We start from the raw sequence: 24,731 nt of genomic DNA on the forward strand, positions 1-24,731 counted from the left end.
GTCGGCCATCTGGCTCGCACATCGGCATCGACTACAGCCACAAGGCGACCCAACATCTGATCGCTCAAGCTGAGTCTGTTGATGTTCGGTGAATTCGGGACCCGCGTCACCACCCTGTTTCAAGACTTCGGTGGAGGGCCTGCGAGCTGAGTCGATCTCTTGAATCATTGAGAAGGGGCCGACCGCGGCGGCCGGCGATGTTGGCACCCGGCAGCGGCCCGTCGGCGACTCAGGTTGCGGACTCGGATTCGTCGTGCCAGCCGGCGCTCATCTGCCGCGGTGCGGGGATTCCCGCCGCCTTGCAAAAGTGCTCAGACGTGGCTAACGTACAACCACATGGTTGTACTTAGCGAAGAGAGCGAAGACGAGCTCAACCAGCTTTTCCGTGCCTTGGCCGATGGCACGCGACGTGACATCTTGGCGCGGTCGCTCACGGAGACGCCGTCGGTGTCCGATCTTGCTGCGCGCTACGAGATGAGCTTCGCCGCCGTGCAAAAGCACGTCGCCGTGCTCGAGCGCGCGGGTCTCATTCAGAAGCGTGCAAGCGGCCGCGAGCAGCTGGTCTCCACCAACCACGAGCGGCTCCAGCGCGCTGCCGAGGTCCTCGAATACTTCGAATCCATTTGGCGCCAGCGCATGGCGCAGCTCGACGATGTTCTTCTACCGAAAGGAAAATGATTATGCCGCTTACCTCGGTCACTAAAGACGCCGCAGAGCTCACCCTCACCGTCGTGGGCGACTATCCCGTTCCGCAAAAACGCCTTTGGGACGCCTTTGCCGACCCGCGCCAACTCGAGCGCTTTTGGGGGCCACCCGCCATGCCCGCCACCTTCACGCGTTATGACATGAAAGTCGGCGGTCGCGCCGAGTACTTCCTGACCGGGCCGACGGGAGAAAAGTGGAGCGGCTCCTGGAAGTTCACCGCGGTGAATCCAATAAGATCGTTCGAGGCGCAGGACGGCGAAGATAACGCCGAGGACGAGAACATGCCGTCGTCGATGAAGTTCGCCTTCGAAGCCACGCCGACGGGATCGCGCATGACCTGCGTCACGAAGTTTTCAAGCGTTGAAGCAATGGAGCAAACGATTCCCGGCATGGAAGAAGGGCTACGCGCAGCAATACCCCAACTCGACGCAGTGCTTGCCGAACGGAGCGCGTCCGCTGCGCATACTTAGGACTGACCACCCATCTCATAGCGATCGAGCTCTTCTTGAACACGGACGTAGTGGGTGATGTCAGCGATCGCCCGCTTTCGCTACGCGCGAGCATCCTGATGGGAAAGCGGTCACATAAGACTCAACCTGTCATCCGCGTGATGGGGTGGGGCCACGATGCGCACCCATGGACGCCGTGGACGGCCATCATCGTGGGCGCAAGTGGATGAGGCACAAGGCGTGTCCACCGAGGAGAGCGCTGGATGCCAAGGGTCAGATGGTCGGGTTTCCTACCCTTGCGAATCGGTCGAGGTGCGCTGGTTCGTCGCAATGCCAACAGAATAGAAACCCCAACCCCAGGACAAGGAGACTCAAATGAGAAAGCTCAAAATCATCGAACACATCTCGCTCGACGGCGTGATCCAGCACTCCGCCGATGATGACGATTTCCCCTACAGCGAATGGACCGTGCCCTATCGAACTCCCGCTGGCCGGGACGCAATGCTCGCCGCGCATGGCGAGAGCTTCGATCTCCTGCTCGGCCGTCGCACCTACGATGCCTGGTCGGGCTTCTGGCCAAAGGCACCGAGCAGTCCGATGGCGGACCGCCTCAATGCGGCAAAGAAATTTGTCGCTACCCACCGTCCGGAAAGTCTTGAATGGGGCCCGTTCGAGGGCCTCGCACCGGACATCGTCGAGGGCGTGCGCCGCATCAAACCGCAGGACGGCCCGGACCTGATCCTCTCGGGTAGCTCCACGCTGACATCGACGATGCTCGAACACGGGCTTGCCGATGAAATCCTGCTGGCCGTCTATCCGGTCCTGCTGGGCACGGGGAAGCGCCTCTTTGCGGACGGAATCCCGGCACGCACATTCGAACTCGTCAGCACGAAAGCATTTCCGTCCGGCATCATCTTCAGTACTTACAAGGTCGCCGGGCCCTTGAAGACCGGATAGCTCGACGATGCCCGCTCAATGAGGTCCGCCACCTTGTCGGGCTGCGAAACGGCCACCGCATGCGAAGCCCCGGGAACCTCGACCACCACCTTGGTGTGGGCGGGCTCGCAGACGTCCGCCGCAAACTGGCCGCGGTACTTGGCCGGCTGGATGCTGAGGTCGTTGCTCCCGTCACCGAGCGGTGTGCTCTGCAAGGTGCCGCCGAGTGTGCTGCCGGGGCACTTGTTCGCCAACTCCAGGGCGCTTTCTCCTTCGGCCGGGGCGAATGCCGCGATGTAGACCAGCGCCTTCACCTGCAGATTCCCGGTCGCGGCTTCTGACATCACCTGCATCCGTACGAGTGTCCTGGCGGATGCCGAGGTCGGCCTCTGTAGGACCGACGCGGCTCGTACGCCGAACGTCTGCCCCCACGGCGTCATCCGGCGTAACTCAAGCGGCACTACCCGGTCCACTGTCCACTGCGGGGATATACGAACGATCGATGCCTGCTGCAACGTTCTGTAGACCCGCGAACCGCGTCCTCATTTCGTCAACAATCTCAGCACAGCATGGGCTTTGGCTGTCCGGGTTGGGCAGCACCGACCCGGCCGCGCGTGGGCGACGGGTCTGCCAGAGGGACCTTCTTGATCGACGGACAGAAAACAGTAGGCATGACCACCGAAAACAACGACCAGCTCATCGACGAGTTGCGTGACGCGATCATGGGCCGAGTGGTGTCGCCCGCCGACGACGGCTGGCACACCGAGCGGATCGCCTGGCACCTGCTGGTTCCTCAAGAGCCGGCCGCGATCGTCCACGTTGCGGATGTCGAGGAGGTTCACCATGCGATCCGGATCGCGGCCCGGCACGGACTTGCGGTGACGGCGCAGCCTCGTGGACACGGCGCCCATCAGATCCGTGCCGTCGAGCTGGTCGGTGCCATGGCTGAGCAGTACCTTGTGCTCCTCGGTGCGATCGCGCCGGCTCCAGAACTCCCCGCATTGATCAAACAGCCTTCGACGGCATCACGTCGAGGCTGGGATCCTCTATCAGCAACCGGTACCGATTACCCTGTCGGAAGACAAGCCGATCGAGCAGATCTTCGAGCCCTCCCCACTGGCCCGTCTCCGCGAGATCAAGGAGCGTGTCGATCCCGGCCATCGCGTCCGAGGCAACCACCCGCTGTTCTGACCGGGCGCCGACCCGAACGCTGGAGGGTGCCTGCCACACGACCGGCAGGCACCCTCTCCTTCTGCCCGGAATCGGCCGAGGAAGACTCTGACGACGGCGGAGAACAGGACCGTCGCGTGAATGCCGAGCGTGTACCCGCACCACGACCTCCGGATGTGTCCCGGCCACCGCGGTAGACCGCAGGTAGCGTCATCACCCGACGGGCTGCCGGGTTCCGTCAACCCGTCCGGAATTGCTGTGCGGCTGCGCAGCCTGCTGGCCAGTGCCCCGGTAAAGGACGATGACGTTGATGACGGCCGCAGGCACCAGCAGGCAGAGGACCACGACCAGCGTCCATGGCGGGACATCGGCGCTTGAGTCGATGAGGTCCCAGCGGCCGACCGCGATCGCTGCGCCGATGCAAGCCAGGAGTGAGGTCTCGAGTACGTTGAGATGTTCGTTGGCGCGCACGTGGAACCCGGCCGCCATCAGCCCGATGACAGCGAGCCCGATGGCCGCCAGTGGGGTCAGCCACGGCAGGATCCCGGTCACCTCAGGCAGCACCAGACCCGCGGCTGCGAGGACCTCCGCAACGCCAACGAGGATCACTTGGCCGCGGGGAAGGCCGGAGAACCCGATCCAGTTGTCGAGGCCGCGGCCGAGGACCTTCGGGGCGCCACCCGCGAGGAAGAAGAGGGCCAGGAAGCCTTGGGCGATCCAGAGAACGACGTGCGACATTGTGTTCATAGTGCTGCTCCTTCGCGTACGGGAAGGTCGGGGCTCGTTGCCGTTTCCCCTGCCCACCTTCGCTGATGCCGAAATTCGCAAATGCGATAATATGATAACCATATCATATGTGTTCAGCATCAGCAGGTGCGCGCAAGTTACGACGGCGACAGGTCGGACCAGACAGTCATGGCGTCCCTCCGCTACAGGGATGAAAGGTGAGGGTGATCATGGGGCTGGGGGGTTGGATCACCCGGCCGGTCTCGATGACGAACGCGTCGATCAGCGCCGACCGGTACTGGATGTACGTCGGGTTGCTGAGGCGGCGGCGGCGCCGACCGGGCCGGACGCGCTGCACGTCACGTCGCCGAGTCGAGCAGGTACCCGTTCGCGGCGTGCACCTCAACGCCGTCGAACCCCACGACCCGGGTGTTCAGCGCCTGTACGAGTCTGTCGACCACGGTGTTCAGGTCGTCCCCAGTCAACTCGCGGGACCGCCCAGGGACTGGTTCCGCCGTAGTTCGGCATCATCTCCCTGGGCGGCTGGACGGCGGACGGTTCGCCGGCGGACTCGCAGTACGGGTGCCCTGTGAGAGCGAGAGCGGTCGGAACCGCGCCGTTGATGAGGTCAGGTTAGGTGGGAGGCAGCTAGCGAGACGACGCACTCCAGCTCCGCCCGGAAGATGGTCGAGTCATCAATCATGATTGCTGCAGGCGACCACTTCAGGTGCCTACAGGGCTTTCTAGGTTTGGGCCACTAGGTTGCCGAACTGTGCGGGGAGGAGGCCGCCGTCAGCCGTGCAGGCCTCGCCGGAGCGTTGCGTCATTTCAACGGTAGGCGGCGATGTTGCGCTTCGCCCAGTCGGCGAAGGTTCGGGGTGCACGGCCGAGGACCTGTTCGACGTCGGGGCTGATCCGCAGTTCGGCGGGGGTGGGCTCGGCGAACACATCGAGGGTGGTCTCGACCACGGGCTCCGGCATGAACTGCAGCATCTGCGTTCGGGCCTCGTCGCGAGTCTGGTCGACGAACCGGATCGGTTCGCCGAGCGCGTCGCCGATCGCCTCGGCTCGTTGCCGCGGTGTGGTGAGGGCAGGCCCGGTCAACTCGTAGACCTGCCCAGCGTGACCGTCCTCGCGCAGGGCCGCGGCGGCGACCTCGGCAATGTCGGCCGGATCGATGGTCGGCACGCCGACGTCCCCGAAGGGCGCGGCGACGGTCCGTTCGGAACGGACCGTCTCGATCCAGGCGTACGCGTTGGAGTTGAAGCCGCTGGGGCGCAGGATCGTCCATTCCATGCCCAATTGCCGGACAGCATCCTCGATGGACTGCATCATGCCTCCATGCGATGCCGACTGGGGTCGGGTGACCACTCCGATGGAGGACAGCAAGACGATACGGCCGACTCCGCCGGCTTTCGCCACGTCGACGATGTCCCGCGGGCTCAACAGGTGAGCACTAGCGCCGCCATCATGGAGGAACAGCGCGTCAGCGCCGTCCATGATGGGCCGAAGGCTCTCCGAGTCGGTCAGGTCCGCCTGCCGGATTCGCACACCCTTCGGCACCGCCGCGTCCGAGACCCGTCGGGACACCGCCGTCACCTGCTCGCCGGCTGCTGCGAGGGTCTGCACGAGCGGTCGGCCAACATTGCCGGTCGCTCCCGTTACTACGATCATGAATAGCTCCCGTGTCGTTTCGTCGTGGTTGCGCACGCCCGAGCGGGCGAGAAGATCGCGGGCGGGGCGGCCTCGCTGCTCTCCCCGGAGAAGCTAACACCGCCGGTATAGTAGGTACCTACAGGAAAGTGACTACCCACAAGGAGCGCGTATGGCCGGCAAAGCGACCCAGACGGCACTCCCATCGATCGATCCCGAAGAGGCCTGTCCGATCGCCCCGGTCGTCGACATCGTGTTCAGCCGGTGGACGACACCGATTCTCTGGACCCTCAACATGCACGGCCGGCAACGGTTTGTTGAGCTGGAACGCCGGATCGCCGCGATCACGCCGAAGGTGTTGACCCAGCGGCTGCGTCAACTCGAACGCGACGGCATGATCGTGCGCACCTACCACCCAGAGGTCCCGCCGCGGGTCGAGTACGAGATCACCGAGCTCGGCCGCAGCCTCGCCCCGCTGTTCGCGAATCTCGCTGAATGGGCCAGCACCAACCTAGCCAAAGTCGACCTGGCCCGGCACGACTACGACACCGCTGCAGCCAGGTAACGCATCGTCAAGGACGCCACCACCGCTCCCTCGCCTCGTTGCTCCAAGCAATGACTTGGCCGAGCATCGTGGCATTTCCAACGTTCTGGTTGCCATCATCGGCAACGGCGGTGTTGTCCACTCGAGGAGGAGGAGGAGGGCTCAACTGCGGCAGAGAGTTGGTGGTTGAGCAACGATGGGTTCTCAGACAGTAAGGATCAGACGCCCGGTCACTTCTTTGGCGTCCATCCGACGGTGAGCCTCCGCGGCCTCCGCGAGCGGCAACTCGGTGACGGGAAGCACGAGGCGCCCGTCGGCGAGCGGCGGCAGCACTGCTACGCCGGCAGGCACGCCCCGTTCGGGCTCGGCGGCGAGCAGGCCACCCACATTGAACCCGAGGACAGCGATGTTGCTGACCCAGATGTGATTGGTGTCGACCACATCGAGCCCGAGCGCCAGGGCGGCATCCGCCTTGTCGGCGCTGCGCACAGTGCCAACCACCCGTGAAGCACCCAGAAGCCGGGCGACCGCCGGAAACGCGGAGGCCAAGCCACCGATGACGCCGTGCACGAGCAATTTCTCGCCCTTGCGAAAGTGGCCGACCTCCGTGAGAGCGAGGTAGGCGGTTGCCGCGTTGGCCAAGCCGGCAACCGCTTGTACGGCGGTCACCCCGGTATCCTCGATCGAGACGGTCAAGTGAGCCGGGGCGACAGCAATCTCGGCGTACCCGCCTTGGTGGGAAAGCGTGAGGGTGGTTACGTGTTCGCCGACGCGCAACCCGGACACGCCCTCACCGAGAGCCCGGATGGTGCCGGCAACCTCGAGCCCTGGGATGAACGGCGGTTTGACGACTCCCTCACGGGCCGCGTACACGCCACGGCGGATGATGCCCTCGACGAGGCCCACCGAGGCGTGGGTGACGTCGATGGTCACCTCTCCGGGCCCGGGCTGCGGTTCAGGAAGTATGACCTCATCGATAACTTCCGGACCGCCGTACCTGGTGATGGACATGGCTTTCACCCGAACTCCTCCGCTGAACTGCTGGGCAGCCGGGTTCCCAGCCTGCCACTGACGTTGGGCGCTGTGGGCAGCCGGGTGTCCGGCCGCCCGCGGGGTGGTGCTCAGTCGACGAAGGTCGCCTGGGTCTCGAGGTAGGCCTGCAGACCGTGGGTCCCGAATCCTTCTTGGCTGGTCCCGACTCGTCGTACGTCACCGGCGAGGTCATCACCGTAGATGGCGGGCTGACGGCCTTGAGTTCGCCCTCGACCGATTCCTTTTCGGCTCTGCGCGGTCTCTATGTCATGACTGAAAACAACACCCGCCGACTGGTGCAGTCCGTTCTCGTATCGCTCAACGGAGTCATCAGTGAGCCCATGACGTGGGCCGGGCCATACTTCGGGGCGGGAAGTGCTGCACACTCGCTGGCCGTCCTTACACGGAGTGACGCGTTCCTGATGGGTCGGCGCACGTACGAGATCTTCGCGCGACAGTGGCCGACCGCGACGGGTCCGTACGCCGACTTCCTCAACCGGATGCCTAAGTATGTGTTCTCGTCGACCCTGGCCGAGGCGGAGTGGGATAACACCACCGTCATCGCCGGTGACGTTGTCGAGGGGGTCCGCGCACTGAAGCAGGCCGGTGGCAACGACCTCGTGGTCTATGGCCACGGTCGCTTCGGGCAGGCACTCGTGGACGCGGGCCTCGTCGACGAGTTGACCCTCACGATCGTGCCGGTCTTCGTCTCCAGCGGCACTGCCCTCTTCCGCGACAGTGAGGAGAGTCACCGCTGGGAACTCCTGCGAGCAGGCCGAGGCCACGATCCCGGCCTGGCGAGCCTCACCTACCGCCCCGCAACCGCCAACGGCCGGCCGGGCGATGCACCGCAGGTGTAACGCAGCAGGAAGACGTGACGACCTGACCGATCACTTTCGGCCGTCAGGCCGGTCTGTATTCATGGACGCCCCGATCGGGTCCCAGACGATGGCGACGGAGGTCTTCGGGTATGGAAACAGCACAAATCGCGGTCACATCGGATGACGAGGAGTTTGCTCGTCGGATCGATCCGTTCCGGCAGGAGCTGCTCTCCCATTGCTATCGGATGCTCGGCTCGATCAACGACGCCGAGGACCTGGTCCAGGAGACCTACCTGCGCGCCTGGCGTTCGTACGGACGTTTCGAGGGACGCTCCTCGCTGCGCGTCTGGCTCTACCGGATCGCGACCAATGTGTGCCTGTCCGCCCTGGAGCATCGCAGTCAACGTCTCCTGCCGTCGGGCCTGGGTGCGCCGAGCGACGATCCCGAGCGGCCGTTGACCATCGCGCCGGTGGAGACCGCATGGGTGCAGCCGTTACCAGGCTCGCCTGCCGAGCCGCCGACTGATCCGGCCGTCATCGTGGCGGCACGGGACAGCGTCCGGCTTGCCCTCATCGCGGCCCTCCAGCACTTGCCGGCCAAGCAGCGTGTCGTACTGATCCTGCGCGACGTGCTGGCCTGGCGGGCAGCTGAAGTCGCTGACCTGCTGGGAAACACCACCGTCGCGGTCAACAGCCTGCTGCAACGCGCGCGGGCTCAGTTGGAGCGGGTGGCACCGACTGAGGACGGGCAGACCGACCCCACCGATCCTCGAGTGCGCGCCCTACTCGACCAATACGTCTCGGCTTTCGAGGGTGCGGACATCACTGCGCTGATGGCCGTACTGCGGGATGACGCGGCGCTGGAGATGCCACCGAACCTGACCTGGTTCTCCGGACGCGCCGCAGTAGTCCGATTCCTCGAGAAGAACGTCTTCACAGGTCACGCGGCCATTCGGATGATCCGCATCACCGCGAACGCTCAACCCGCCGTAGCGACGTACTGGCTCGACGACGGTGTCTACCGACCCCACGCGCTGCAGGTGCTCACGATCACCTCCTCTGGTATCTCGCGCATCGTGTCCTTCAACGACCCGCAACTGTTCCCCACCTTCGACCTCCCTGTCACCTTGGCGCCGGAGGAACACAGGTGATGCTGTGGCGGGCATGAGCGGTTCGCTTCGCCTGCTGGAGCGGGCGATCTGCTACACCCAGGAGAGCATGGACGCTGTCGTCGCGGGCTTCGGTCCCCTGCCGACTCCCTGCAGCGGCTGGGATCTCCACGACTTGCTGGTGCATGTCAACGACTCTCTTACGGTCCTCCAACAGGGTGCCGACCTGGGATTCATCGACCGCTATCCGCTGCGGGACGGGCTGGATGGATGTCGCGATCCAACGAGCGTACTGGTGACGACATTCCCGGCGCGGGCCCGACGGCTACTCCATGCGTGTGCTGACGCCGCGCAGTCCGATGGCCGGATCGCCGTTGGCGGCATGCAGATCGCGCCCGCCCTTGTGATGGTTTCCGGCGCCGTGGAGATCGCAGTACACGGGTGGGACATTTCTGTTGCCTGCGGCTACCACCACCCGATTCCGGCGACGCTCGCCCTCGGCATGCTGAGTCTGTCGCAGCTGGTGGTCGACAACTGGATGCGGGAGTCGCTGTTCAACGCGCCGGTCCGCGTGTCACCTTTGGCCAGCCCGAGTGACCAGCTCATCGCATTCCTCGGGCGCCGCCCGGTCGCTTAGCCGGTCGCTTCTGCACGCGGTGGGAGCGCGCGGCCGAGCGCCGTCATGCGGGTGCGATGAGTTTCTTGTCGCTGCGAGGTCTTTACCAGGGTGACCACTCATCAGATTGATCAAGATCACCCGATACCAAGCGGGCCGTCAGTCGGTGCCGCCCCGGCCGCACGGAAAGGATGGACGCTGGCGCTGGCCGCGCTCGGCGTCTTCCTCACTTCCCTGGACGTCGTCGTTGTGGCAACCGCGCTACCGACCTTGCGGTCGGACCTGCACGCGAGCCTGTCCGATTTGGAATGGACGATCAACGCTTACAACCTGGTTTTCGCCTGCCTGATGCTCACCGGGGCATCGCTGGGTGATCGTTTCGGGCGTCGCCGGCTCTACGTTCTCGGCCTTCTCGTGTTTACGGCCGGTTCCGCGGCGGCCGCATTGTCTTCGACAGCAGGCGAGCTGATCGCCTCGCGTGTCCTGCAGGGCGTCGGTGCCGCAGTTCTGATGCCGCTGACCTTGACGTTGATCAGTAACGCCTTCCCGGTCGAGAAGCGCGGCGCCGCGATCGGCATCTGGGGCGGTGTCTCCGGCCTCGGTGTGGCGGCCGGTCCGGTGCTGGGCGGAGCGATCGTGGACGGGATCTCCTGGCAATGGATCTTCTGGATCAACGTCCCAGTGGGGCTTGTCGTCGCCGCCCTGTCCACCCGGTTGCTGAAGGAGAGCCGTGGTCCTCGGCAGCAGCTGGATCTCCCCGGCCTCGTGATGGTTGGCGCTGCGCTGTTCGGACTGACCTGGGCGCCTGTCCGGGCGCCGATCGCCGGCTGGGGCAGCGCCGAGGTGATCGGCGCACTCCTCGCCGGGGTGGTCTTGCTGGCCGCATTCCTGGCCTGGGAATCGCGGACCCGTACGCCGATGCTGCCGCTCGTCTACTTCAAGCGTCGCGCATTCACGGCCGCGAACGGGGTGACGTTCTTCCAGTTCATCTCACTGCTCGGGTCACTGTTCATGATCACCCAGCTGTTCCAGATCGGGCTGGGCTACTCGCCGTTGGAGGCCGGCCTACGGATCCTGGTATGGATGGCGATGCCGATGTTGGTGGCGCCGATCGCCGGCGGGCTCGCGGACAGGTTCGGCAACAAGCCGTTCATGCTGGCCGGGTTGTTGCTGCAGGCGGCGGGTGCGGGCTGGCTGGCCGCCGTGGTGGAGCCTGCGGTCGGCTACGGGACTCTGGTGGGACCGCTCATCGTGTCCGGGGTCGGCATCGCGATGTGCTTCCCGACGGTCGCGAACGCGGTCGTCGGATCGGTGCCCGCCGCGGACTCAGGTGTTGCTGCCGGGACGAACAGTGCCTTGCGCGAGCTGGGTGGAGTCTTCGGGATCGCGATCGTTGCCGCGGTCTTCGCCGCGCAGGGCGGCTACGGGTCGGCGACGGACTTCATCGACGGGTTCAAGCCGGCGATCGCGGTGGCGGCTGCAGTACCGGTGCTCGGTGCGGTGTTCGCGGCACTGGCACCTTCACGCGCCCAGGAGCAGCTCGAAAGGTCTGCCGCGACGGCCTGACTGGCCGGGCCCGGCGGCATCCGTCGCCCGGCGATTTCTGAAACATGAGAGGTGATCTGTGAATCCGGATCTGTTGCGTGACTATATGACAAAGCATGACGTCAGCCGCCGTGGCGTGCTGGGGCTGGCGGCAACGGCAGGGATCATCGCCGCAGGGACCGCGGGTGGGTTGTCGGCCAGCGACGCCGCCAAGGCCGTACCGGGTAGTGCTGCAGGACCGGCTGATGATGTGCCATTCGACTATGCGGATCCTGCGAACCTGCAGGACTGGGCGCCGGGCCCGTACGGCGCCGACGACCAGCGAGGCACCTTGAACGAGGTGACGCCGGAGAAGACAGCTCGTATTCTGCGTCAGACGCTGGACCCGAAGCATCCGGTCACCACCTATAACCTGGGCGCATTGATGTGGAGCGGGTTCCCGGCCCTGCAGCCCTATCCCCCGAAGCGGATCCATGAACTGCGACTGGTTCTTGGCGGATATGAGCCGCCGGAGAACTTCCGCGCCGAAGGAGGATACGTCGCCTTCACAGAGCCGATCGGCGCCAACAAGCTCAGCGTGCATGAGGAGCGGTTCACGGCCGAGCAGCCGCCCGGTTATCCCGCGCCGCTGTCCACGACATTTCAGCTCGGTTCGCAGTTGGATGGTCTGAACCACGTCGGCGCCGCCGGCCTGTTCTACAACGGTCTACGTGGCCGGGACATCGCTCGAGGACATGGCACCACGCGACTGGGCAGCGAGAACATAGGCCCGATCGTGACCCGCGGCGTTCTGCTGGATGTGCTGGGCGTCAAGGTCGCCACCCGGCAGAGCAGCGACCTCGGGTCCCCGGCGTCCAACGGCGCGCCCGTACTGCGGCCGAACTACCGGATCACCGTCAATGACATCAAGCAGGCAATGGATTTCGGCCGCATCGACCGGATCGAACCAGGTGATGCCGTGCTGTTGCGCACCGGCTGGAACCAACTGCTGGCCCGACGGGATGCGGGCGACCTCGCGCGCTGGGGAGGTTCCGGCGGAGTACCGGGGATCTATCTCCGGGAGGCACGGTACCTGGCCAAGTTCCGGCCCGCGATCATCGGCAGCGACACCTGGACTCTCGAGGTTTTCGGAAACCCGGTCAACGAGGACGGCACGATCATTCCAGTGCACCAGGAACTGCTGATGCGTCATGGCATTCGGATTGGCGAGTCGTATGCCCTCGATGAGCTCGCTCGTGATCGCGTGTACGAGTTCGCATTCATCGTGACGCCCCAGTTCGTCGAAGGCGCCACAGCCGGCAACACACCACCGGCAGCGCTCGGCCAACCCAAGCACGGCTGAACACCCGCGTGTATCCCCACCACCGGCGTGATGACTGGCCGGGGTGGGGATACGCGGCTCTTCGAGGTTAGCCGGACATCGCCTCGTGACTGGCTGTGCTTCGGCGTGACTACCGGTGTCATGACCGGTCAAGCCGCGCTCCCGGCCGGAGGGCGCCGTTCTGATGGTGTTACGACAACCCGTTGCGCGCCCGGGAGTCGCCGCCGGCCTTGGTGTCGGCAACCTCTGGCCCGGTCGAGCCGCCGTACGTGGCGATCTTGTACTCGGTTGCGGTGAGGGAGAGGGTCAATTCGCGGATGCGGCGCCGGATGGTGTCGCGGTGCTCGAGCAGCATGTCGAGCCGCTCGGGCACCGTCTCCTCCCCTGCGTCGACGAGGGACACGTAGTGCTGCAGGTCGCGCATCGGCATACCGGACAGCCGCATCCTGGTGATGAACACCAGGCGGCGCACCGCTTGGGTGTCGTAGACGCGATGACCGTTGCTGTCGCGGGCCACGTCGACCAGCCCGGCTCTCTCGTAGTAGCGCAGCGTGTGGGGCGAGATATCGAGGAGGTCGGCGACTTCGGTGATCACCATTGACTCGGGGACGTCGGCCAGGTCGGCGAGGCGGAGGATCGCTTCGACCGACCCAGCACCGTCGTCACCAAGTGCCTCAAGCGCCCTGGTCATCAGCTCGTCCGTGGCCATGACAACCAGTCTAGACCGGCCGTACCGGCGGCGGTACGTCGTCGAAGTCGGCGCTGCGGGCGACCTCGGCCCACCGCTCGACCTCGTCCAGGCCACTCCGATAGGCGCCCGAGATGCGCTCGACCGCCTCCCGTCCGAGGGGCAACCGCAGCGGCACCTCGTCGCTGTACGCGAGGGACAAGATGATCTCGGCCGCCCGCACCGGATCACCTTCCTGACGGCCGTCGGCCCCGGCCATGTCAGCACGGACGCCGGCGAGCAGGTCACGATAGGTCTCGGACGCCTCGGTGAACTCGAGCACATCGGCCCCATTGAAGTCGGTGCGGAACCGGCTCGGTTCGACGATCATCACCCGGATGCCGAAGGGCGCGACCTCCCCGGCCAGCGCCTCGGACCAGCCTTCGAGGGCGAACTTCGAGGCGGAGTACGCCGACACCCCGGGGAACGAAGTCCGCCCACCCTGGCTGCTCATCTGCACAATCGTCCCCTCACCCCTCGCGTGCATCGCAGGCAGTGCCGCGCGAACCAGTGCCGCAGGGCCGAACAAGTGCAGGTCCATCAACTCACGCAACTGCCGATCGCTGACCTCCTCGACTGCACCCACCACAGCCCGGCCCGCGTTGTTGACCAGCACATCGAGCTGACCGAAGCGGTCAAGGGTGGCCGCCACGAGACCCGCCGCCCGAGTCGCATCCCCCGCATCGAACTCCACGATCAGGCAGCTGTCCGGGTACTTCGCCCCCAACTCGGCCACACTCTCCGGCCGGCGCACCGCCGCCACCACATTGTTGCCCGCCGCAAGCACCGACTCCGCCAACGCACGCCCGAGACCACGCGACGCGCCGGTGATGATCCATGTCTGTTTTCTCATGCCGGCGACGCTATGGCTTCGAGCGCGCTCCAACGCAAACCCAGGTCGAGCTACAGCGCGGAGCCGCCAGAGACATCGACGGTCTGACCGGTGGTCCAGCGGGACGTCGCCGACGCGAGAAACACGCCGAGGTCGGCCTCCCACCTGCTACTTCAGCTCAGCGGACGTCTTCCCGAGTAACCTGCGCGCGACGATCAGCTGCTGGATCTGCTGCGCGCCTTCGAAGAGGTCCAAGATCTGTTGCAGCGCGGCGGTCGCCTCGGTGCGGATCGGCGAACCTGGGCTTTGACCTGCGGTTTCACCTGTCATCGATGATCAACGGTGACCAGGGTTTGTCACCGTCTCACGGAGCTGTGACAGCGTAAAAATTTGCCTACGGCAACATTTTGAACGCAATACGGCCGAGTAGCACCCAGTGTACTGTCTCCACTCCACGACGCAGTCATCTCGAGCCGTCACCCGGTGAGACGATCTGCGTACGCCACACACAATCGCCCGATTCCCCGTCCGCCGGACCGGGGATCACAGTCACGGTTCTTGCACTCAAGGCGTTTCAGCTACGCGCAACGGGTATTCCCGCATGCTGCCGGGCCAGCCGTTGAGCGTTTATGGACGATCTCCCACCCCCGTTCGGCACTGATACCACCGCACGTCGGCACGTCTGTGCGCACTGCGCCGCCGCCTACATGGCAGCCAGATCCGACCAACGCTTCTGCTCAGATCGAGCGATCGAGGCAGATGACCTCGAACGCTTGACCACATTGCTTGCAGAAGTCCAACGGCTGCAGCGCCAAGTCACCGAACTTCAGAGTGCCAACACCGGCCTCCGCGACGCCCTCTCTCGCGCCCAGATGCGTCTGCTCGCACGCCACGCCGGGTCGCGCAGGTGGAATTTGATCGACGGCTCGCGGAGCTGAGAAGGGCAGCCTTCTGCACGCAGCTCTCACAAACCCGCACTGGTCCGCGGCTGGAGCTCATAAGGGTCAGCACCAACCGGACCAGGCCGAGGAGCCTGCCACCCGCGGTCCGTGAGGAGACCGACGGTGACAGGCTCCGGTGGAGGGCGGAACGGGCGCGGAACGCAGGGGTCATTGAGGAGAGGGGAACCCCTCAGCACACCCGCCCCGCCTGATTGGGGATCTCAGAGAGCAGGATTTCGATCTGATAGCTCTGAAGACGTTGGCGGAACTCGATGGGATTGCCGATCCCCGCGAAGTGCAGGAGGCTCGGCACGATCAACACCCGGTCGTCGAATTCCATGACTGCGGCGAGCGCCTTGTGTAGCTCCGTCGGAGCGGTCTCGATCTCGTCGATGAACAGTGCGGCAAGCTCGCAACCACGTACCGTTGCGCAAGCAACGATTGCTTCTCGACGCGCCACGACCTCGGCATTGCTCATGAGGAAGTGCTTCCTGAAGTACCCAAAGGCCACTCGCATGTGTCCCTAACCCCGTTGATATCTGGACTTGCCGTCGTGGGATTAGCCTCGGGCAGAGACCTTCGCGGTCACCATGGACTGCCGCTGACGCAGCACCGAACTTTCACTGACCCACACGCCTGGAGTTCAAGTAGAAGCCTCGCCCCGCGGGTGCGACACTTAGGCCCGTGATGGTGCAGCTCTGGTCCGGTCGCGAGGTACGGGCGCTGCGCGAATGCCTGAGACTGAGCATCCGCGAGTTCGCCACACGCATCGGCGTGAGCGAGCGGATGGTCTCTCGATGGGAGGCCGGCGGAGCGAACATCCGCCCAAGACCGATCAACCAAGAAGGCCTGGATTCACTCCTGGCGGCGGCGAGCGACGACGAGAAGTCGCGGTTCGCCGCTCGCCTCCAGACCGTCGAACAGCAACTGCCGGATGAGACACCCGAGCCCGTTTCGGCCGTTCCACTCCCGTCACTTCAACCTGACGCCAGTCCGCGGCGACCATCAGTCGTCGGGCCGCTGCCGGAGCGCTCTCACGGCCTGGACGTGCTCGCGATGCAATCCTTCCGGTCCGCCGACCTGCAAGTCGGCGGCGGTCACCTGTACGGCGCGGTGGTCAAGTACCTGCACACGCAGGTTGGTCCTCGGCTGTTCGGTGGCGATGTCGTCGTCGAAGACCCCGCCGTTTTCACCGCAGCCGCAGGGCTGACAGAGATGGCCGGCTGGATGGCCCATGACGCCGGCCGCGACGACCGCGCGTACAGCCATTTCCTTCGGGCGTTCCACCTCTCCAAGGCGGGCCAGGACCGCCAACTCGGCATCCACATCCTCGCCAGTCTCAGCCACCTCGCCCACCACCGAGCTGATCCAAATGGGGCCATCCGGTTCGCCAGAGCTGGCGAAACCTCACTGGCAGAAGGTCCGGCAAACCCTGAACTCAGCGCGCGACTCCTTTCGATGCAGGCGCGAGGTCGAGCAGCGCTAGGAGACGATCAGGAAACGCGGACGCTGTTGGGGCGAGCCGAGTCTGCGCTCCACCGAAACCACGAGGAACCCCCATCTGAATGGGTCAGCCGCTTCGATCTCGGCAGCCTGGCCAGCGAGGCCGCACGATGCATGCGGGAACTCGGGCGGCCCTCGGAGACCCAGGCGCACGCACAGCAAATCCTCGATCTCCGGCCATCGAACCGAACCCGTAGTCGCGCATTCGGACAGTTGTTCCTGATCACCGCGCTGATCGACCAGGGCGAGCCAGCAGAGGCCTGCCGCATCACTCGAGAGGTCATGGAAGCGACACAGTCACTCGGCTCCCAGTTGGTCGCCCAGCAGTTCGAGCAGATCCACCAACAACTCGCGCCGTACACAGATCTGCCATTCGTAGCCGAGACGAGAAAACTCCTGTCGGACACGGTGCGTCAGCGAGTCTGGCTCCAAGAGTGGATCACGTCCGACGCCTTCGAATCACAGGTGACGCCACGATGAGCACAGACGAACCGCTCTACCGTCGCGACCCGCACGCATGGCAGGAACACCTGGCCGAGGGAAACGCCCGACAAGCCAGAAAGCGCGTGGGAGCCGACGCGATCCTCCGCGACAGCCAGGGTCGAATCCTCCTCGTCGACCCCGACTACAAGCCTGACTGGGACCTGCCCGGTGGCATGGTCGAGGCAAACGAACCACCACTCAACGGCGTCATCCGCGAACTGAAGGAAGAACTGAACCTCGAACTGTCGACGAGCCAGCTGGCGCTGGCGTGTGTTGATTGGGTCTCTCCTCACGGTCCCTGGGACGACTCGTTAATGCTCATTTTCGACGGCGGACAACTCGACACCGACCAGATCTCGCGCCTCCAGCCCGACCACAATGAGTTGAAGCGATTCGCCTTCCTCGCACCGGACACCGCCCGACAGCGACTGCGGCCGTACATCTGGCTTCGCCTAGAGGCGGCTCTCAAAGCCGTCGAGTCGCATACAGTCGCCTATCTCCACGACGGCAATACCGGCTGACGGCTCCGACCCGAGACCACGACGTCGCGCACACCGGTGGCTGATGGGTTCGCCGAACGCGGTCCGCTCGTTCACGTACGGCGTGACGTAGTCGAGCACCGCCTTTGCAGCACCGAGGGAGAGCGCGCACCAGCCGAGTCGCGAGAGGCGGACGCAGACGGCGTAGTCCTCGAGGGTTCCGAGTTGCACGGCCGGCACGTCCTCCAGCACCACCCGGGTGAGACTTGCCGCGCGCAACCCCATCGCCGGCTCGGCCTCGATCGTCACGCCCGGGTGGTCCGACTTGATCAGGAACAACGCCGGGCCCTGGTCCTCCAACTGCGGGCGATCACGAACAACTCGGCCTCGGCGCCGCGAGGAACCAGCGACTTCACTCCGTTCAGGAGGTGACCGGTTCGTTGCCTCGTCGCCCTGGTCCTGAGCTCGAACGGATCGAAGAGCGGCCGGGGTTCCACGCTCGCCAGCGCGGCCGCAGGCACGGAATCGCCAGTAAAAGCAGGAAGATTACGTGGCTTGCTGGGTCTCGTCACCCCACCACGAGATCGCCGTACTGACGGCCGCCGGCGCGAGGCACGCGACCGACCGCCTGACCCATGTCGCCGTGCGCCATCGCCTCGGCGACCAGTACTCCGGTCATCGCCGACCGCTCGGTCGCGATCCCGACGAGATCCTCCGGTACTTCGATGAGGCTCAACCCGAGCTCGGCGGACTGCGCCAGCCCCTTCGGGTCCGTAGTACTGGCGTCGTTGGCTGCTGCGGCTCCGGGGCCACAGCACCTCGGCCGCGAACTCGGTCAGGACGCCGACCACTAGCTGCTGGTCCTCGGTCGGCGTCAGGTCGAACCGGCCGGTCCCCTTCGCCGAGGGCAGTCGCGACAGCTTCGCCAGTTTCGTCGCCGCGGTGAAGCTCCGCGTGAGCGCGCCCGCGGTCCGGAACCCGGTCTTCGTCGCCTCGAACACCACCCGCTCGCTCCGCTTCCGCAGTCCCAGCCGGTCGACCACCCGCGACTTCGCCAGCCGGTTCAGCAGCGCGACCCCCACCCCGATCGCGTCGCGCCGGCTCCTGGCCACTGCCTGCAAGCTCAGGTCGCAACTGTAAACCGAAGTTACAACTCAAGTCGTGACTCGGCTCACGGCAGGGTGAGGCCGGCGGCTTTGCCCGTCAGGTAGCGCTGCTCCGGCAGGCTCGTCGTACGGCGGGCTGCGGCGAGGTAGTGCTCGCGGGCCTCCGGGAGGCGGCCGAGGCGCTCGAGGAGGTGCGCGCGGACGGAATCCAGCCGGTGGTTGTCGGTCATCCGGTGGTCGTCGTCCAGGGTGGCGAGCAGGTCTAGGCCGGCCTGGGCGCCTTCCACCTGGGCGAGGGCGATCGCGCGGTTGAGCTTGACCATCGGGTTCGGCGAGATCCTCTCGAGCAGCAGGTACAGCGCCAGGATCTGCGGCCAGTCGGTCTCGTCGGCGCTCGGGGCCTCCGCGTGGATCGCGGCGATGGCGGCCTGCAGTTGGTACGGGCCGACCTCGCCGCTGGCTAGCGTGCGCAGGATCAGCGCGGCGCCTTCGGCGATCGGTTCTTGCAACCAGAGGCTGCGGTCCTGCTCGTCGATCGGGATCAGGCTGCCGTCCGGGCCCGAGCGCGCGAGGCGGCGGGAGTCGGTCAACAGCATCAGCGCGAGCAGGCCGGCGACCTCGCCCTCGTCCGGCAGGAGTTGGTAGAGCAGTCGCGTGAGCCGGATCGCCTCGGCGGTCAGCTCGACGCGTTGCAGGTCGGCGCCCGAGGTGGCCGTATAGCCCTCGTTGAAGATCAGGTAGAGCACCTGGAGGACCACCCGGAGGCGGTCGGCGCGCTCCTCCGCGGGCGGCATCGCGAACCGGCTGCCGGCCGCCTTGATGCTCTTCTTCGCGCGACTGATCCGCGGTGCCATCGTGGCGTCGGGCACCATGAACGCCTTCGCGATCTCGGCCGTGGTCAGACCGCCGACCGCCCGGAGCGTCAGCGCGACCTGGGAGGCCGGGGTGACTGCCGGATGGCAGCAGAGGAAGAGCAGGGTGAGCGTGTCGTCGGACTCCGGCGGCTGGTCCTGATCGGCGCCAGGCGCAACGAACTCCTCAGGGCCGGCCATCGCGGCGACCGTGTCCTCACGGCGGCGACGGGCGTGCTCACTCCTGAACAGGTCTGTCAGCCGCCGGGTCGCGACGGTGATCAACCAGCCGCGCGGGTTCGTCGGCACCCCATCCACCGGCCACTGTGTCGCGGCTGCGAGCAGAGCCTCCTGTACTGCGTCCTCGCACGCGTCGAACTGCCCGTTCCGCCGAGCCAGGAACCCCAGCACCTGAGGCGCCAACTCCCGCAGCAGGTCCTCTACCCGATACTCCTCGTTCCCCTCCATACCTCCACCCTCGCACTCCCCCGGCGCAACCCCAACCACACCCGCCCCGCAGGCGCCGCGGCCTAAGGTGATGGGGTGGAACTCGAGGGGGCGACGGTTGTCCTGACCGGCGCGACGACGGGTATCGGTCGCACTACCGCGGTCGCGTTGGCTCCGCGGACTCGGCGACTGATCGTCCACGGACCACAGTCGCCGGCTGAAGTCGCGGAGTTGCTGGCTCAGCTCCGGGGTGGGACGCGGCCAGGCGGTGAGATCGTCTACCTGCAGGCCGACTACGGAGAGCTAGAGGCGATCGAGCGGTTGGCTGAGGGAATCCGGTCCGCGACGGATCGGGTCGACGCACTGATCAACAACGCTGCCCGGCCCGGCGCGCCCGCTCGTACGCTGAGCCGCGACGGCATCGAGCTCACGCTACAGACGAACTACCTGGCACCCGTCGCGCTCACCACCGCGCTCCTCGACCTGATGCCATCCGGCCGGATCGTCAACGTGGCGTCGGCGACTCACCTGTCCGCGACGCTCCACCTGGATGATCTCGAGCTCGCGCGGCACGCATATGCTCCGTCCACCGCCTACGCACACTCGAAGCTCGCGCTCGTGACGTACACCTGCTGGCTCGCGAAGAACCTGCCAAGCCCATCCATCGAGGTGGTCAGCATGCACCCCGGGGTGATCGCGACGGACCTGTTGCACGCGATGTTCTCCATCGGCGGCGACAGCGTCGAGTACGCCGCCGCGAACCTGCTCGAGGTCGCCTCACTCACCGGAGACAACGGCACGTACTACGACGAGCGCGTGCCCGCACCTCCGAACCCGACCGCCCAGGACCCCGAAGCGCAGTCCCGACTCCACCAGCTCACCACCAACCTCCTCGGACGGCGGGCCTGACGCCAGGCTGCTCAGCGTTGGAGGCGGCGGAGGGCAGTTGTGGTGGGGATCCGGGTCAGGGGGCCCACGAGGGAGGCGTCGCGCAGGGCTGTTCGGGCAGCAAGGTGACCGCAGGCGCCGTGGACTCCAGGGCCGGGGTGAATGGCCGAGCTGCCGAGGTAGAGCCCGGAGACGACAGTGCGAGGACTGCCCAAGCCGATGGTCGGGCGGAAGATCAGCTGCTGGTGGAGTTGGGAGGTGCCGCCACCCAGAGCACCCATCCCCAGCGAGGCGTTGCCGGCCGCGAAGTCGCTGGGGCGTTGGAGATCGCGGTCCACCACCAGGTCGAGGAATCCGGGCGCATGACGTTCGATCGCGCGGTCCATCCGGCCGGCGAGCTTGTCCGCGGACGCGTCGTCGGCGATTCCCCGCGGCAGGTGTGAGTAGGCCCAGACGGCCTCCGAACCGGCCGGTGATCGAGTGGGATCCGCCTTGCTGGTCTGGCCGATCAGCAGGAAGGGTGCTGACGGCAACCGCCCGGTGTCGAGATCCGCGGACAGGTGGACCAGGTCGTCCGCGGTACCGCCGAGATGGATCACCCCGGCCGAGTGTGCCTCCGCCGCGCGCCACGGGATCGGCCCCCTGAGCCGGTAGTTCACCTTGACCGTCGGGTAGTCCCACTCGAACCGCTCGAGATCCCGCCGCAGCCCGGAAGGAACACTTGCTGCTGGCAACAGTTCGCCGTACAGGGTCGGGGCGGAGACGTCGGCGATCACCGCGCGGCGGACGGAGATCGTCTCGCCCGAGGCAGTGCGGACTCCCGTCACTTTCCCGGCGGCGACGTCGATGCCCGTGACCGGAGTACCCGAGGCGAGGAGGACGCCGGCGAGCTCGGCGCGGCGGACCAGGGCCTTCGACAGTGAACTGGATCCGCCGGCGGCGACAGGGAAGCCGACGTCCTGGGCGAGCATCGCGAGCAGCCAGCCCATGGTGCCGCTGACGCTCCCGCTCAGGGACGCGTCGGCGTGGAACGCGTTCCCGGCCAAGAGAGCGCGCCCGCGTGGACCCTCGAAGAGTTCCTGGCCCATCCGGTGCATCGGCATCGCCATGAACCGCGCGAACCGGGCCAGCTCCCCCACCGACCCGAGCTTGCGAGCCAGCTGAAGGCCCGGCCCGACCGGCGGCCAGGAGGTGAGCAACGACTTCAGGAAAGGCTCGCGGATCTTCACGTAGAACTGGTAGAGCCGAAGCCAGGCGTCGCCGTCAGCCGGGTGATCGACAGCCAGAGAGCCGGCGGTGTCGGTCGGGTCAGGATGGATCGTGGCCGCGGTCTCATCGTCCGGATGCATCAGATGCGCCAGCGGCGCGGGAGCGTGCGCCCAGCGGAGCCCGTACTTCTCCAACTCCAGTGCCCGGAGCACCGGCGAGGCCACGCCCAGGGGATAGCTGGAGCTGAACCGATCACTGATCCAGCCGTCGCTCTCCTCCGAGCGCACTGCTCCACCGAAGAGATCCGCCGCCTCCAGGACGAGCACATCCCAGCCGGCGTCGGCCAGCCCGATCGCGCTCACCAGCCCGTTCGGCCCTGAACCGATCACCACGGCATCAACAGTGCGCGGCAGCATACGGTCGACTCTAGCGCCCTGCGTCGGATGTTGTTTGAGTGATTGCGGTGGTCAGGTGCGTGCATCGCGGTGCTGGACGAGCGTCCTCGATGCGGAGCATCGTGGATGATTGGCCAGTGCCGCGAGGTGCGTGCCTGGGCACCGCAAGCGCCAAAGAACATCCGACGCAGGGCGCTAATTCTGGCGGGACTCGATCTCTTGCATCAAGGTGGTGAGTTCGTGGGCGCGCCCGAGCATTGCGGGGTCGACCATCCGGCCGTCGGGAAGCACGATCACGCCACCGTCCGCTACTCCGGCCTTGGCGACCGCGGCCAGGAGAGCCGCCGCGTCGGCGACCTGCGAGGCCGACGGCGTGAAGCACTCGACGATCGTCGGCAACTGCCGCGGATGAATCGCCGTCCGGCCGACGAAGCCCAGCGCGCGGCCTTCGAGACAGGTACGCCGCAGGCCTTCCTCGTCCTTCACGTGCGGGTAGGCCGACAGCATCGGCGCACCAAGGCCGGCCGCGCGCGAAGCCGACACGATCCGACCGCGCGCCCAGGCGAGGCCTTCCGGCCCATCGACACCGAGTGAACTCGCCAGATCGGCCTCGCCCAGCGCCACCGCGACCACCCGACGGTCAGCGGACGCGATCTCGAAGGCACGCTCCAGCCCGAGCGGCGACTCGATCAGCGCCGTGATCCTTGCCGACGGCACCTGCTGGAGCACCTGCCGGACGTCATCGGCGCTCTCCACCTTCGGCAGCCGGATCCGGACCGCCGGTACTGCGGCCAGCGCGGCCAGGTCGTCCTCGATCCACGGCGTCCCGGGCGCGTTCACCCGGACCTCGATCGCCGTGGACCCCTTGAACGCCGCGACCCAGGCAACCGCCCAGCCCCGAGCATCCACCTTGTCGGCCACGGGTACGGCGTCCTCGAGGTCGAACACCACAAGATCGGGGCCGGAGGCAACAGCCTTGGCAAACCGGTCCGGCCTGTTCGCCGGCACATACAGAGCGGTGAGCACCTACACGACACCAGCCTCACGCAGCGCGGCCAGTTGCTCGGCGGTGACACCGATCTCGGCCAGTACGGCGTCCGTGTCCGCGCCATGCGGGCGACCCGCCCAGCGGATCGACCCGGGCGACTCCGACAACCGGAACAACACGTTCTGCATCTGCACCGGCCCGCCGAGCTCGTCGTCCTCGACGGCCACGATCGTGTTCAGCGCGGCGTACTGCGGGTCCGTCATGATGCCGCGGATGTCGTGCACGGGGCCGACCGCCGCCTCGGCCTTCTCGAAGGCGAGCATGACCTCGTCCAGAGAGCGCTCCCTGATCCAGGAACCGACGGCCTCGTCCAGCTCGTCCGCATGCTCGGCCCGCTCCCGACCGGTCCCGAACCACGGCTGCGCGACCAGATCCGGACGCCCGACCAGGGTGACGACGCGTTCGGCGATGCTCTGCGAACTCGTGGACACCGCGACCCACCGACCGTCGGCGGTCTGGTAGACGTTGCGCGGCGCGTTGTTCGACGAGCGGTTGCCCAGCCGGGGCTGGACGTAGCCGGTCTGCTGGTACGCCGTGATCTGGCCGCCGAGCATCATCAGGATCGGCTCGATGATGGCCACGTCGATCACCTGGCCGGCCCCGGACCGGTCCCGCTCGCGCAGGGCCACCAGTACGGCGTACGCGGTGGCCAGGGCGGTGATGCCGTCAGCGAGACCGAACGGCGGCAGGGTCGGCGGGCCGTCGGGTTCACCCGTGACGGCCGCGAATCCGCTCATCGCTTCGGCGAGCGACCCGAAGCCGGGGCGGCTCGACCATGGCCCGACCTGGCCGAAAGCGGTCACCCGGGCGATCACCAGGCGCGGGTTGGCCTCGAGCAGTACGTCGGGTCCGAGTCCCCAGCGCTCCAGCGTGCCGGGCCGGAAGTTCTCAACCAGGACGTCGTTCGCCCGGACCAGGTCGAGGAACAGTTCGCGGCCCTGGGACAGGTCGAGCGTCGCGAGCCGCTTGTTCCGGCCGAGCGTCTTGAACCACAGCCCGACGCCGTCCTTGCTGGTCCCGTGACCGCGCGCCGCGTCCGGCCGGGACGGGTGCTCGATCTTCGTCACGTCCGCGCCGAAGTCCCCCAGGAACGTCGCCGCCAGCGGTCCCGCGAACAGCGTCGCCGCCTCCAGCACCTTCACTCCTTCGAGTGGCGCCGCCCTCATCCCGCCCCGCCTCTCACAACTCCACGAAC

At 66.4% G+C, this 24,731-nt stretch carries 30 protein-coding genes; 13 read left to right on the plus strand and 17 right to left on the minus strand.

What is annotated here, in order from left to right; translation table 11 throughout:
- Positions 1 to 336 precede the first annotated feature (336 nt).
- The 3 genes from EV644_RS35780 to EV644_RS35790 all read left to right on the plus strand — a co-directional run bounded on the left by EV644_RS35780 (position 337) and on the right by EV644_RS35790 (position 2,111).
- A complete protein-coding gene (locus EV644_RS35780; RefSeq protein ID WP_132194662.1) occupies positions 337 to 678 on the plus strand; it encodes an ArsR/SmtB family transcription factor in 342 nt (113 codons plus the stop codon).
- Positions 675 to 1,175: an SRPBCC family protein gene (locus EV644_RS35785; RefSeq protein ID WP_132194664.1), complete on the plus strand. Its 501-nt coding sequence runs from the start codon at positions 675 to 677 to the stop codon at positions 1,173 to 1,175. The genes EV644_RS35780 and EV644_RS35785 overlap by 4 nt, the downstream gene beginning before the upstream one ends.
- A 354-nt stretch (positions 1,176 to 1,529) precedes the next feature.
- Complete coding sequence (locus EV644_RS35790; RefSeq protein WP_132194666.1) at positions 1,530 to 2,111, plus strand: dihydrofolate reductase family protein; 582 nt, start codon at positions 1,530 to 1,532, stop codon at positions 2,109 to 2,111.
- Here EV644_RS35790 and EV644_RS35795 read toward each other — a convergent pair.
- From EV644_RS35795 to EV644_RS35815, 6 genes are all read right to left on the minus strand, one after another.
- Positions 2,078 to 2,443, minus strand: coding sequence for a hypothetical protein (locus EV644_RS35795; RefSeq protein WP_158293020.1), 366 nt, complete (start codon positions 2,441 to 2,443; stop codon positions 2,078 to 2,080). The genes EV644_RS35790 and EV644_RS35795 overlap by 34 nt on opposite strands.
- 189 nt (positions 2,444 to 2,632) lie before the next feature.
- Positions 2,633 to 2,992, minus strand: a complete 360-nt coding sequence (locus tag EV644_RS35800) for a hypothetical protein (RefSeq protein ID WP_132194670.1) — start codon at positions 2,990 to 2,992, stop codon at positions 2,633 to 2,635.
- A 103-nt stretch (positions 2,993 to 3,095) separates the two neighbouring features.
- Positions 3,096 to 3,251, minus strand: a complete 156-nt coding sequence (locus EV644_RS44860) for a hypothetical protein (protein WP_158293021.1) — start codon at positions 3,249 to 3,251, stop codon at positions 3,096 to 3,098.
- A 222-nt stretch (positions 3,252 to 3,473) separates the two neighbouring features.
- A complete protein-coding gene (locus tag EV644_RS35805) occupies positions 3,474 to 4,007 on the minus strand; it encodes a DoxX family protein (protein ID WP_132194672.1) in 534 nt (177 codons plus the stop codon).
- 338 nt (positions 4,008 to 4,345) lie between these two features.
- Positions 4,346 to 4,471, minus strand: a complete 126-nt coding sequence (locus tag EV644_RS35810; protein WP_199240182.1) for an oxidoreductase — start codon at positions 4,469 to 4,471, stop codon at positions 4,346 to 4,348.
- A 343-nt stretch (positions 4,472 to 4,814) separates the two neighbouring features.
- The gene (locus EV644_RS35815) at positions 4,815 to 5,660 is read right to left on the minus strand and encodes an NAD(P)H-binding protein (RefSeq protein WP_132194674.1); all 846 of its coding nucleotides are present in this window, start codon (positions 5,658 to 5,660) and stop codon (positions 4,815 to 4,817) included.
- 151 nt (positions 5,661 to 5,811) lie between these two features.
- Between EV644_RS35815 and EV644_RS35820 the strand changes: the two genes are divergently transcribed.
- Positions 5,812 to 6,204, plus strand: a complete 393-nt coding sequence (locus EV644_RS35820; protein ID WP_132194676.1) for a winged helix-turn-helix transcriptional regulator — start codon at positions 5,812 to 5,814, stop codon at positions 6,202 to 6,204.
- A 183-nt stretch (positions 6,205 to 6,387) separates the two neighbouring features.
- Here the strand turns inward: EV644_RS35820 and EV644_RS35825 are convergent, their stop codons facing one another.
- Complete coding sequence (locus tag EV644_RS35825) at positions 6,388 to 7,116, minus strand: alcohol dehydrogenase catalytic domain-containing protein (RefSeq protein ID WP_241999243.1); 729 nt, start codon at positions 7,114 to 7,116, stop codon at positions 6,388 to 6,390.
- A 440-nt stretch (positions 7,117 to 7,556) separates the two neighbouring features.
- On the opposite strand from EV644_RS35825, the gene EV644_RS35830 reads away from it, so the two are divergent.
- From EV644_RS35830 to EV644_RS35850, 5 genes are all read left to right on the plus strand, one after another.
- Positions 7,557 to 8,075 (plus strand): dihydrofolate reductase family protein, encoded by a 519-nt coding sequence (locus EV644_RS35830; RefSeq protein WP_255511436.1) that lies wholly within the window; start codon positions 7,557 to 7,559, stop codon positions 8,073 to 8,075.
- Between the two features lie 110 nt (positions 8,076 to 8,185).
- Positions 8,186 to 9,187: a sigma-70 family RNA polymerase sigma factor gene (locus EV644_RS35835; RefSeq protein WP_132194682.1), complete on the plus strand. Its 1,002-nt coding sequence runs from the start codon at positions 8,186 to 8,188 to the stop codon at positions 9,185 to 9,187.
- Positions 9,188 to 9,200: 13 nt separating this feature from the next.
- Positions 9,201 to 9,782: a maleylpyruvate isomerase family mycothiol-dependent enzyme gene (locus tag EV644_RS35840; RefSeq protein WP_132194684.1), complete on the plus strand. Its 582-nt coding sequence runs from the start codon at positions 9,201 to 9,203 to the stop codon at positions 9,780 to 9,782.
- A 90-nt stretch (positions 9,783 to 9,872) separates the two neighbouring features.
- Positions 9,873 to 11,327 (plus strand): MFS transporter, encoded by a 1,455-nt coding sequence (locus tag EV644_RS35845; protein ID WP_199240183.1) that lies wholly within the window; start codon positions 9,873 to 9,875, stop codon positions 11,325 to 11,327.
- A 319-nt stretch (positions 11,328 to 11,646) separates the two neighbouring features.
- Positions 11,647 to 12,648, plus strand: a complete 1,002-nt coding sequence (locus EV644_RS35850; protein ID WP_199240184.1) for a cyclase family protein — start codon at positions 11,647 to 11,649, stop codon at positions 12,646 to 12,648.
- 169 nt (positions 12,649 to 12,817) lie between these two features.
- On the opposite strand, the gene EV644_RS35855 is transcribed toward EV644_RS35850, so the two are convergent.
- The 4 genes from EV644_RS35855 to EV644_RS35870 form a co-directional block, all read right to left on the minus strand.
- Positions 12,818 to 13,336, minus strand: coding sequence for a MerR family transcriptional regulator (locus EV644_RS35855; protein ID WP_132194688.1), 519 nt, complete (start codon positions 13,334 to 13,336; stop codon positions 12,818 to 12,820).
- 10 nt (positions 13,337 to 13,346) lie between these two features.
- The gene (locus tag EV644_RS35860) at positions 13,347 to 14,207 is read right to left on the minus strand and encodes an SDR family NAD(P)-dependent oxidoreductase (RefSeq protein ID WP_132194690.1); all 861 of its coding nucleotides are present in this window, start codon (positions 14,205 to 14,207) and stop codon (positions 13,347 to 13,349) included.
- A gap of 147 nt (positions 14,208 to 14,354) precedes the next feature.
- Entirely contained in the window at positions 14,355 to 14,516 is a 162-nt protein-coding gene (locus tag EV644_RS44865) for a hypothetical protein (protein ID WP_158293022.1), read from the minus strand.
- Between the two features lie 801 nt (positions 14,517 to 15,317).
- Positions 15,318 to 15,605 carry a hypothetical protein gene (locus EV644_RS35870; RefSeq protein WP_132194692.1) on the minus strand — a complete coding sequence of 96 codons (288 nt, stop codon included), beginning with the start codon at positions 15,603 to 15,605 and terminating at the stop codon, positions 15,318 to 15,320.
- 209 nt (positions 15,606 to 15,814) lie between these two features.
- On the opposite strand from EV644_RS35870, the gene EV644_RS35875 reads away from it, so the two are divergent.
- Positions 15,815 to 17,110 (plus strand): helix-turn-helix domain-containing protein, encoded by a 1,296-nt coding sequence (locus EV644_RS35875; protein ID WP_500789611.1) that lies wholly within the window; start codon positions 15,815 to 15,817, stop codon positions 17,108 to 17,110.
- Positions 17,107 to 17,634, plus strand: coding sequence for an NUDIX domain-containing protein (locus EV644_RS35880; protein ID WP_132194696.1), 528 nt, complete (start codon positions 17,107 to 17,109; stop codon positions 17,632 to 17,634). The genes EV644_RS35875 and EV644_RS35880 overlap by 4 nt, the downstream gene beginning before the upstream one ends.
- Here the strand turns inward: EV644_RS35880 and EV644_RS46810 are convergent.
- Both EV644_RS46810 and EV644_RS46815 read right to left on the minus strand, forming a co-directional pair.
- Positions 17,566 to 17,952: an acyl-CoA dehydrogenase family protein gene (locus EV644_RS46810; protein WP_241999246.1), complete on the minus strand. Its 387-nt coding sequence runs from the start codon at positions 17,950 to 17,952 to the stop codon at positions 17,566 to 17,568. The two genes, EV644_RS35880 and EV644_RS46810, sit on opposite strands and share 69 nt — an antisense overlap.
- Positions 17,953 to 18,160: 208 nt before the next feature.
- Positions 18,161 to 18,328 (minus strand): hypothetical protein, encoded by a 168-nt coding sequence (locus EV644_RS46815; RefSeq protein WP_241999247.1) that lies wholly within the window; start codon positions 18,326 to 18,328, stop codon positions 18,161 to 18,163.
- Positions 18,329 to 18,534: 206 nt separating this feature from the next.
- Here EV644_RS46815 and EV644_RS46820 point away from each other — a divergent pair, with 206 nt between their 5' ends.
- Positions 18,535 to 18,732 (plus strand): hypothetical protein, encoded by a 198-nt coding sequence (locus EV644_RS46820; protein ID WP_241999248.1) that lies wholly within the window; start codon positions 18,535 to 18,537, stop codon positions 18,730 to 18,732.
- A gap of 31 nt (positions 18,733 to 18,763) precedes the next feature.
- On the opposite strand, the gene EV644_RS35890 is transcribed toward EV644_RS46820, so the two are convergent.
- Entirely contained in the window at positions 18,764 to 20,017 is a 1,254-nt protein-coding gene (locus tag EV644_RS35890; RefSeq protein ID WP_132194698.1) for an RNA polymerase sigma factor, read from the minus strand.
- Positions 20,018 to 20,092: 75 nt separating this feature from the next.
- Between EV644_RS35890 and EV644_RS35895 the strand changes: the two genes are divergently transcribed.
- Positions 20,093 to 20,905: an SDR family NAD(P)-dependent oxidoreductase gene (locus EV644_RS35895; protein WP_132194700.1), complete on the plus strand. Its 813-nt coding sequence runs from the start codon at positions 20,093 to 20,095 to the stop codon at positions 20,903 to 20,905.
- A gap of 11 nt (positions 20,906 to 20,916) precedes the next feature.
- Here EV644_RS35895 and EV644_RS35900 read toward each other — a convergent pair whose 3' ends face one another.
- The 3 genes from EV644_RS35900 to EV644_RS35910 all read right to left on the minus strand — a co-directional run bounded on the left by EV644_RS35900 (position 20,917) and on the right by EV644_RS35910 (position 24,702).
- Positions 20,917 to 22,509, minus strand: a complete 1,593-nt coding sequence (locus EV644_RS35900; RefSeq protein WP_132194702.1) for a phytoene desaturase family protein — start codon at positions 22,507 to 22,509, stop codon at positions 20,917 to 20,919.
- A 174-nt stretch (positions 22,510 to 22,683) separates the two neighbouring features.
- Entirely contained in the window at positions 22,684 to 23,514 is an 831-nt protein-coding gene (locus EV644_RS35905) for an HpcH/HpaI aldolase/citrate lyase family protein (protein WP_132194704.1), read from the minus strand.
- Positions 23,515 to 24,702 carry a CaiB/BaiF CoA transferase family protein gene (locus EV644_RS35910; protein WP_132194706.1) on the minus strand — a complete coding sequence of 396 codons (1,188 nt, stop codon included), beginning with the start codon at positions 24,700 to 24,702 and terminating at the stop codon, positions 23,515 to 23,517. It lies immediately after the preceding gene.
- Positions 24,703 to 24,731: the final 29 nt, after the last annotated feature.

The sequence above is a fragment of the Kribbella orskensis genome (assembly GCF_004342085.1).
Lineage (GTDB): Bacteria > Actinomycetota > Actinomycetes > Propionibacteriales > Kribbellaceae > Kribbella > Kribbella orskensis.

Coding starts and splice junctions, on each gene's coding strand:
- EV644_RS35780 (WP_132194662.1), top strand. CDS start 337: ATGGTTGTACTTAGCGAAGAGAGCGAAGACGAGCTCAACCAGCTTTTC.
- EV644_RS35785 (WP_132194664.1), top strand. CDS start 675: ATGATTATGCCGCTTACCTCGGTCACTAAAGACGCCGCAGAGCTCACC.
- EV644_RS35790 (WP_132194666.1), top strand. CDS start 1,530: ATGAGAAAGCTCAAAATCATCGAACACATCTCGCTCGACGGCGTGATC.
- EV644_RS35795 (WP_158293020.1), bottom strand. CDS start 2,443: ATGCAGGTGATGTCAGAAGCCGCGACCGGGAATCTGCAGGTGAAGGCG.
- EV644_RS44860 (WP_158293021.1), bottom strand. CDS start 3,251: ATGGCCGGGATCGACACGCTCCTTGATCTCGCGGAGACGGGCCAGTGG.
- EV644_RS35805 (WP_132194672.1), bottom strand. CDS start 4,007: ATGAACACAATGTCGCACGTCGTTCTCTGGATCGCCCAAGGCTTCCTG.
- EV644_RS35815 (WP_132194674.1), bottom strand. CDS start 5,660: ATGATCGTAGTAACGGGAGCGACCGGCAATGTTGGCCGACCGCTCGTG.
- EV644_RS35820 (WP_132194676.1), top strand. CDS start 5,812: ATGGCCGGCAAAGCGACCCAGACGGCACTCCCATCGATCGATCCCGAA.
- EV644_RS35830 (WP_255511436.1), top strand. CDS start 7,557: ATGACGTGGGCCGGGCCATACTTCGGGGCGGGAAGTGCTGCACACTCG.
- EV644_RS35835 (WP_132194682.1), top strand. CDS start 8,186: ATGGAAACAGCACAAATCGCGGTCACATCGGATGACGAGGAGTTTGCT.
- EV644_RS35840 (WP_132194684.1), top strand. CDS start 9,201: ATGAGCGGTTCGCTTCGCCTGCTGGAGCGGGCGATCTGCTACACCCAG.
- EV644_RS35855 (WP_132194688.1), bottom strand. CDS start 13,336: ATGGCCACGGACGAGCTGATGACCAGGGCGCTTGAGGCACTTGGTGAC.
- EV644_RS35860 (WP_132194690.1), bottom strand. CDS start 14,207: ATGAGAAAACAGACATGGATCATCACCGGCGCGTCGCGTGGTCTCGGG.
- EV644_RS44865 (WP_158293022.1), bottom strand. CDS start 14,516: ATGACAGGTGAAACCGCAGGTCAAAGCCCAGGTTCGCCGATCCGCACC.
- EV644_RS35870 (WP_132194692.1), bottom strand. CDS start 15,605: ATGAGCAATGCCGAGGTCGTGGCGCGTCGAGAAGCAATCGTTGCTTGC.
- EV644_RS35875 (WP_500789611.1), top strand. CDS start 15,815: ATGGTGCAGCTCTGGTCCGGTCGCGAGGTACGGGCGCTGCGCGAATGC.
- EV644_RS35880 (WP_132194696.1), top strand. CDS start 17,107: ATGAGCACAGACGAACCGCTCTACCGTCGCGACCCGCACGCATGGCAG.
- EV644_RS35890 (WP_132194698.1), bottom strand. CDS start 20,017: ATGGAGGGGAACGAGGAGTATCGGGTAGAGGACCTGCTGCGGGAGTTG.
- EV644_RS35900 (WP_132194702.1), bottom strand. CDS start 22,509: ATGCTGCCGCGCACTGTTGATGCCGTGGTGATCGGTTCAGGGCCGAAC.
- EV644_RS35910 (WP_132194706.1), bottom strand. CDS start 24,702: ATGAGGGCGGCGCCACTCGAAGGAGTGAAGGTGCTGGAGGCGGCGACG.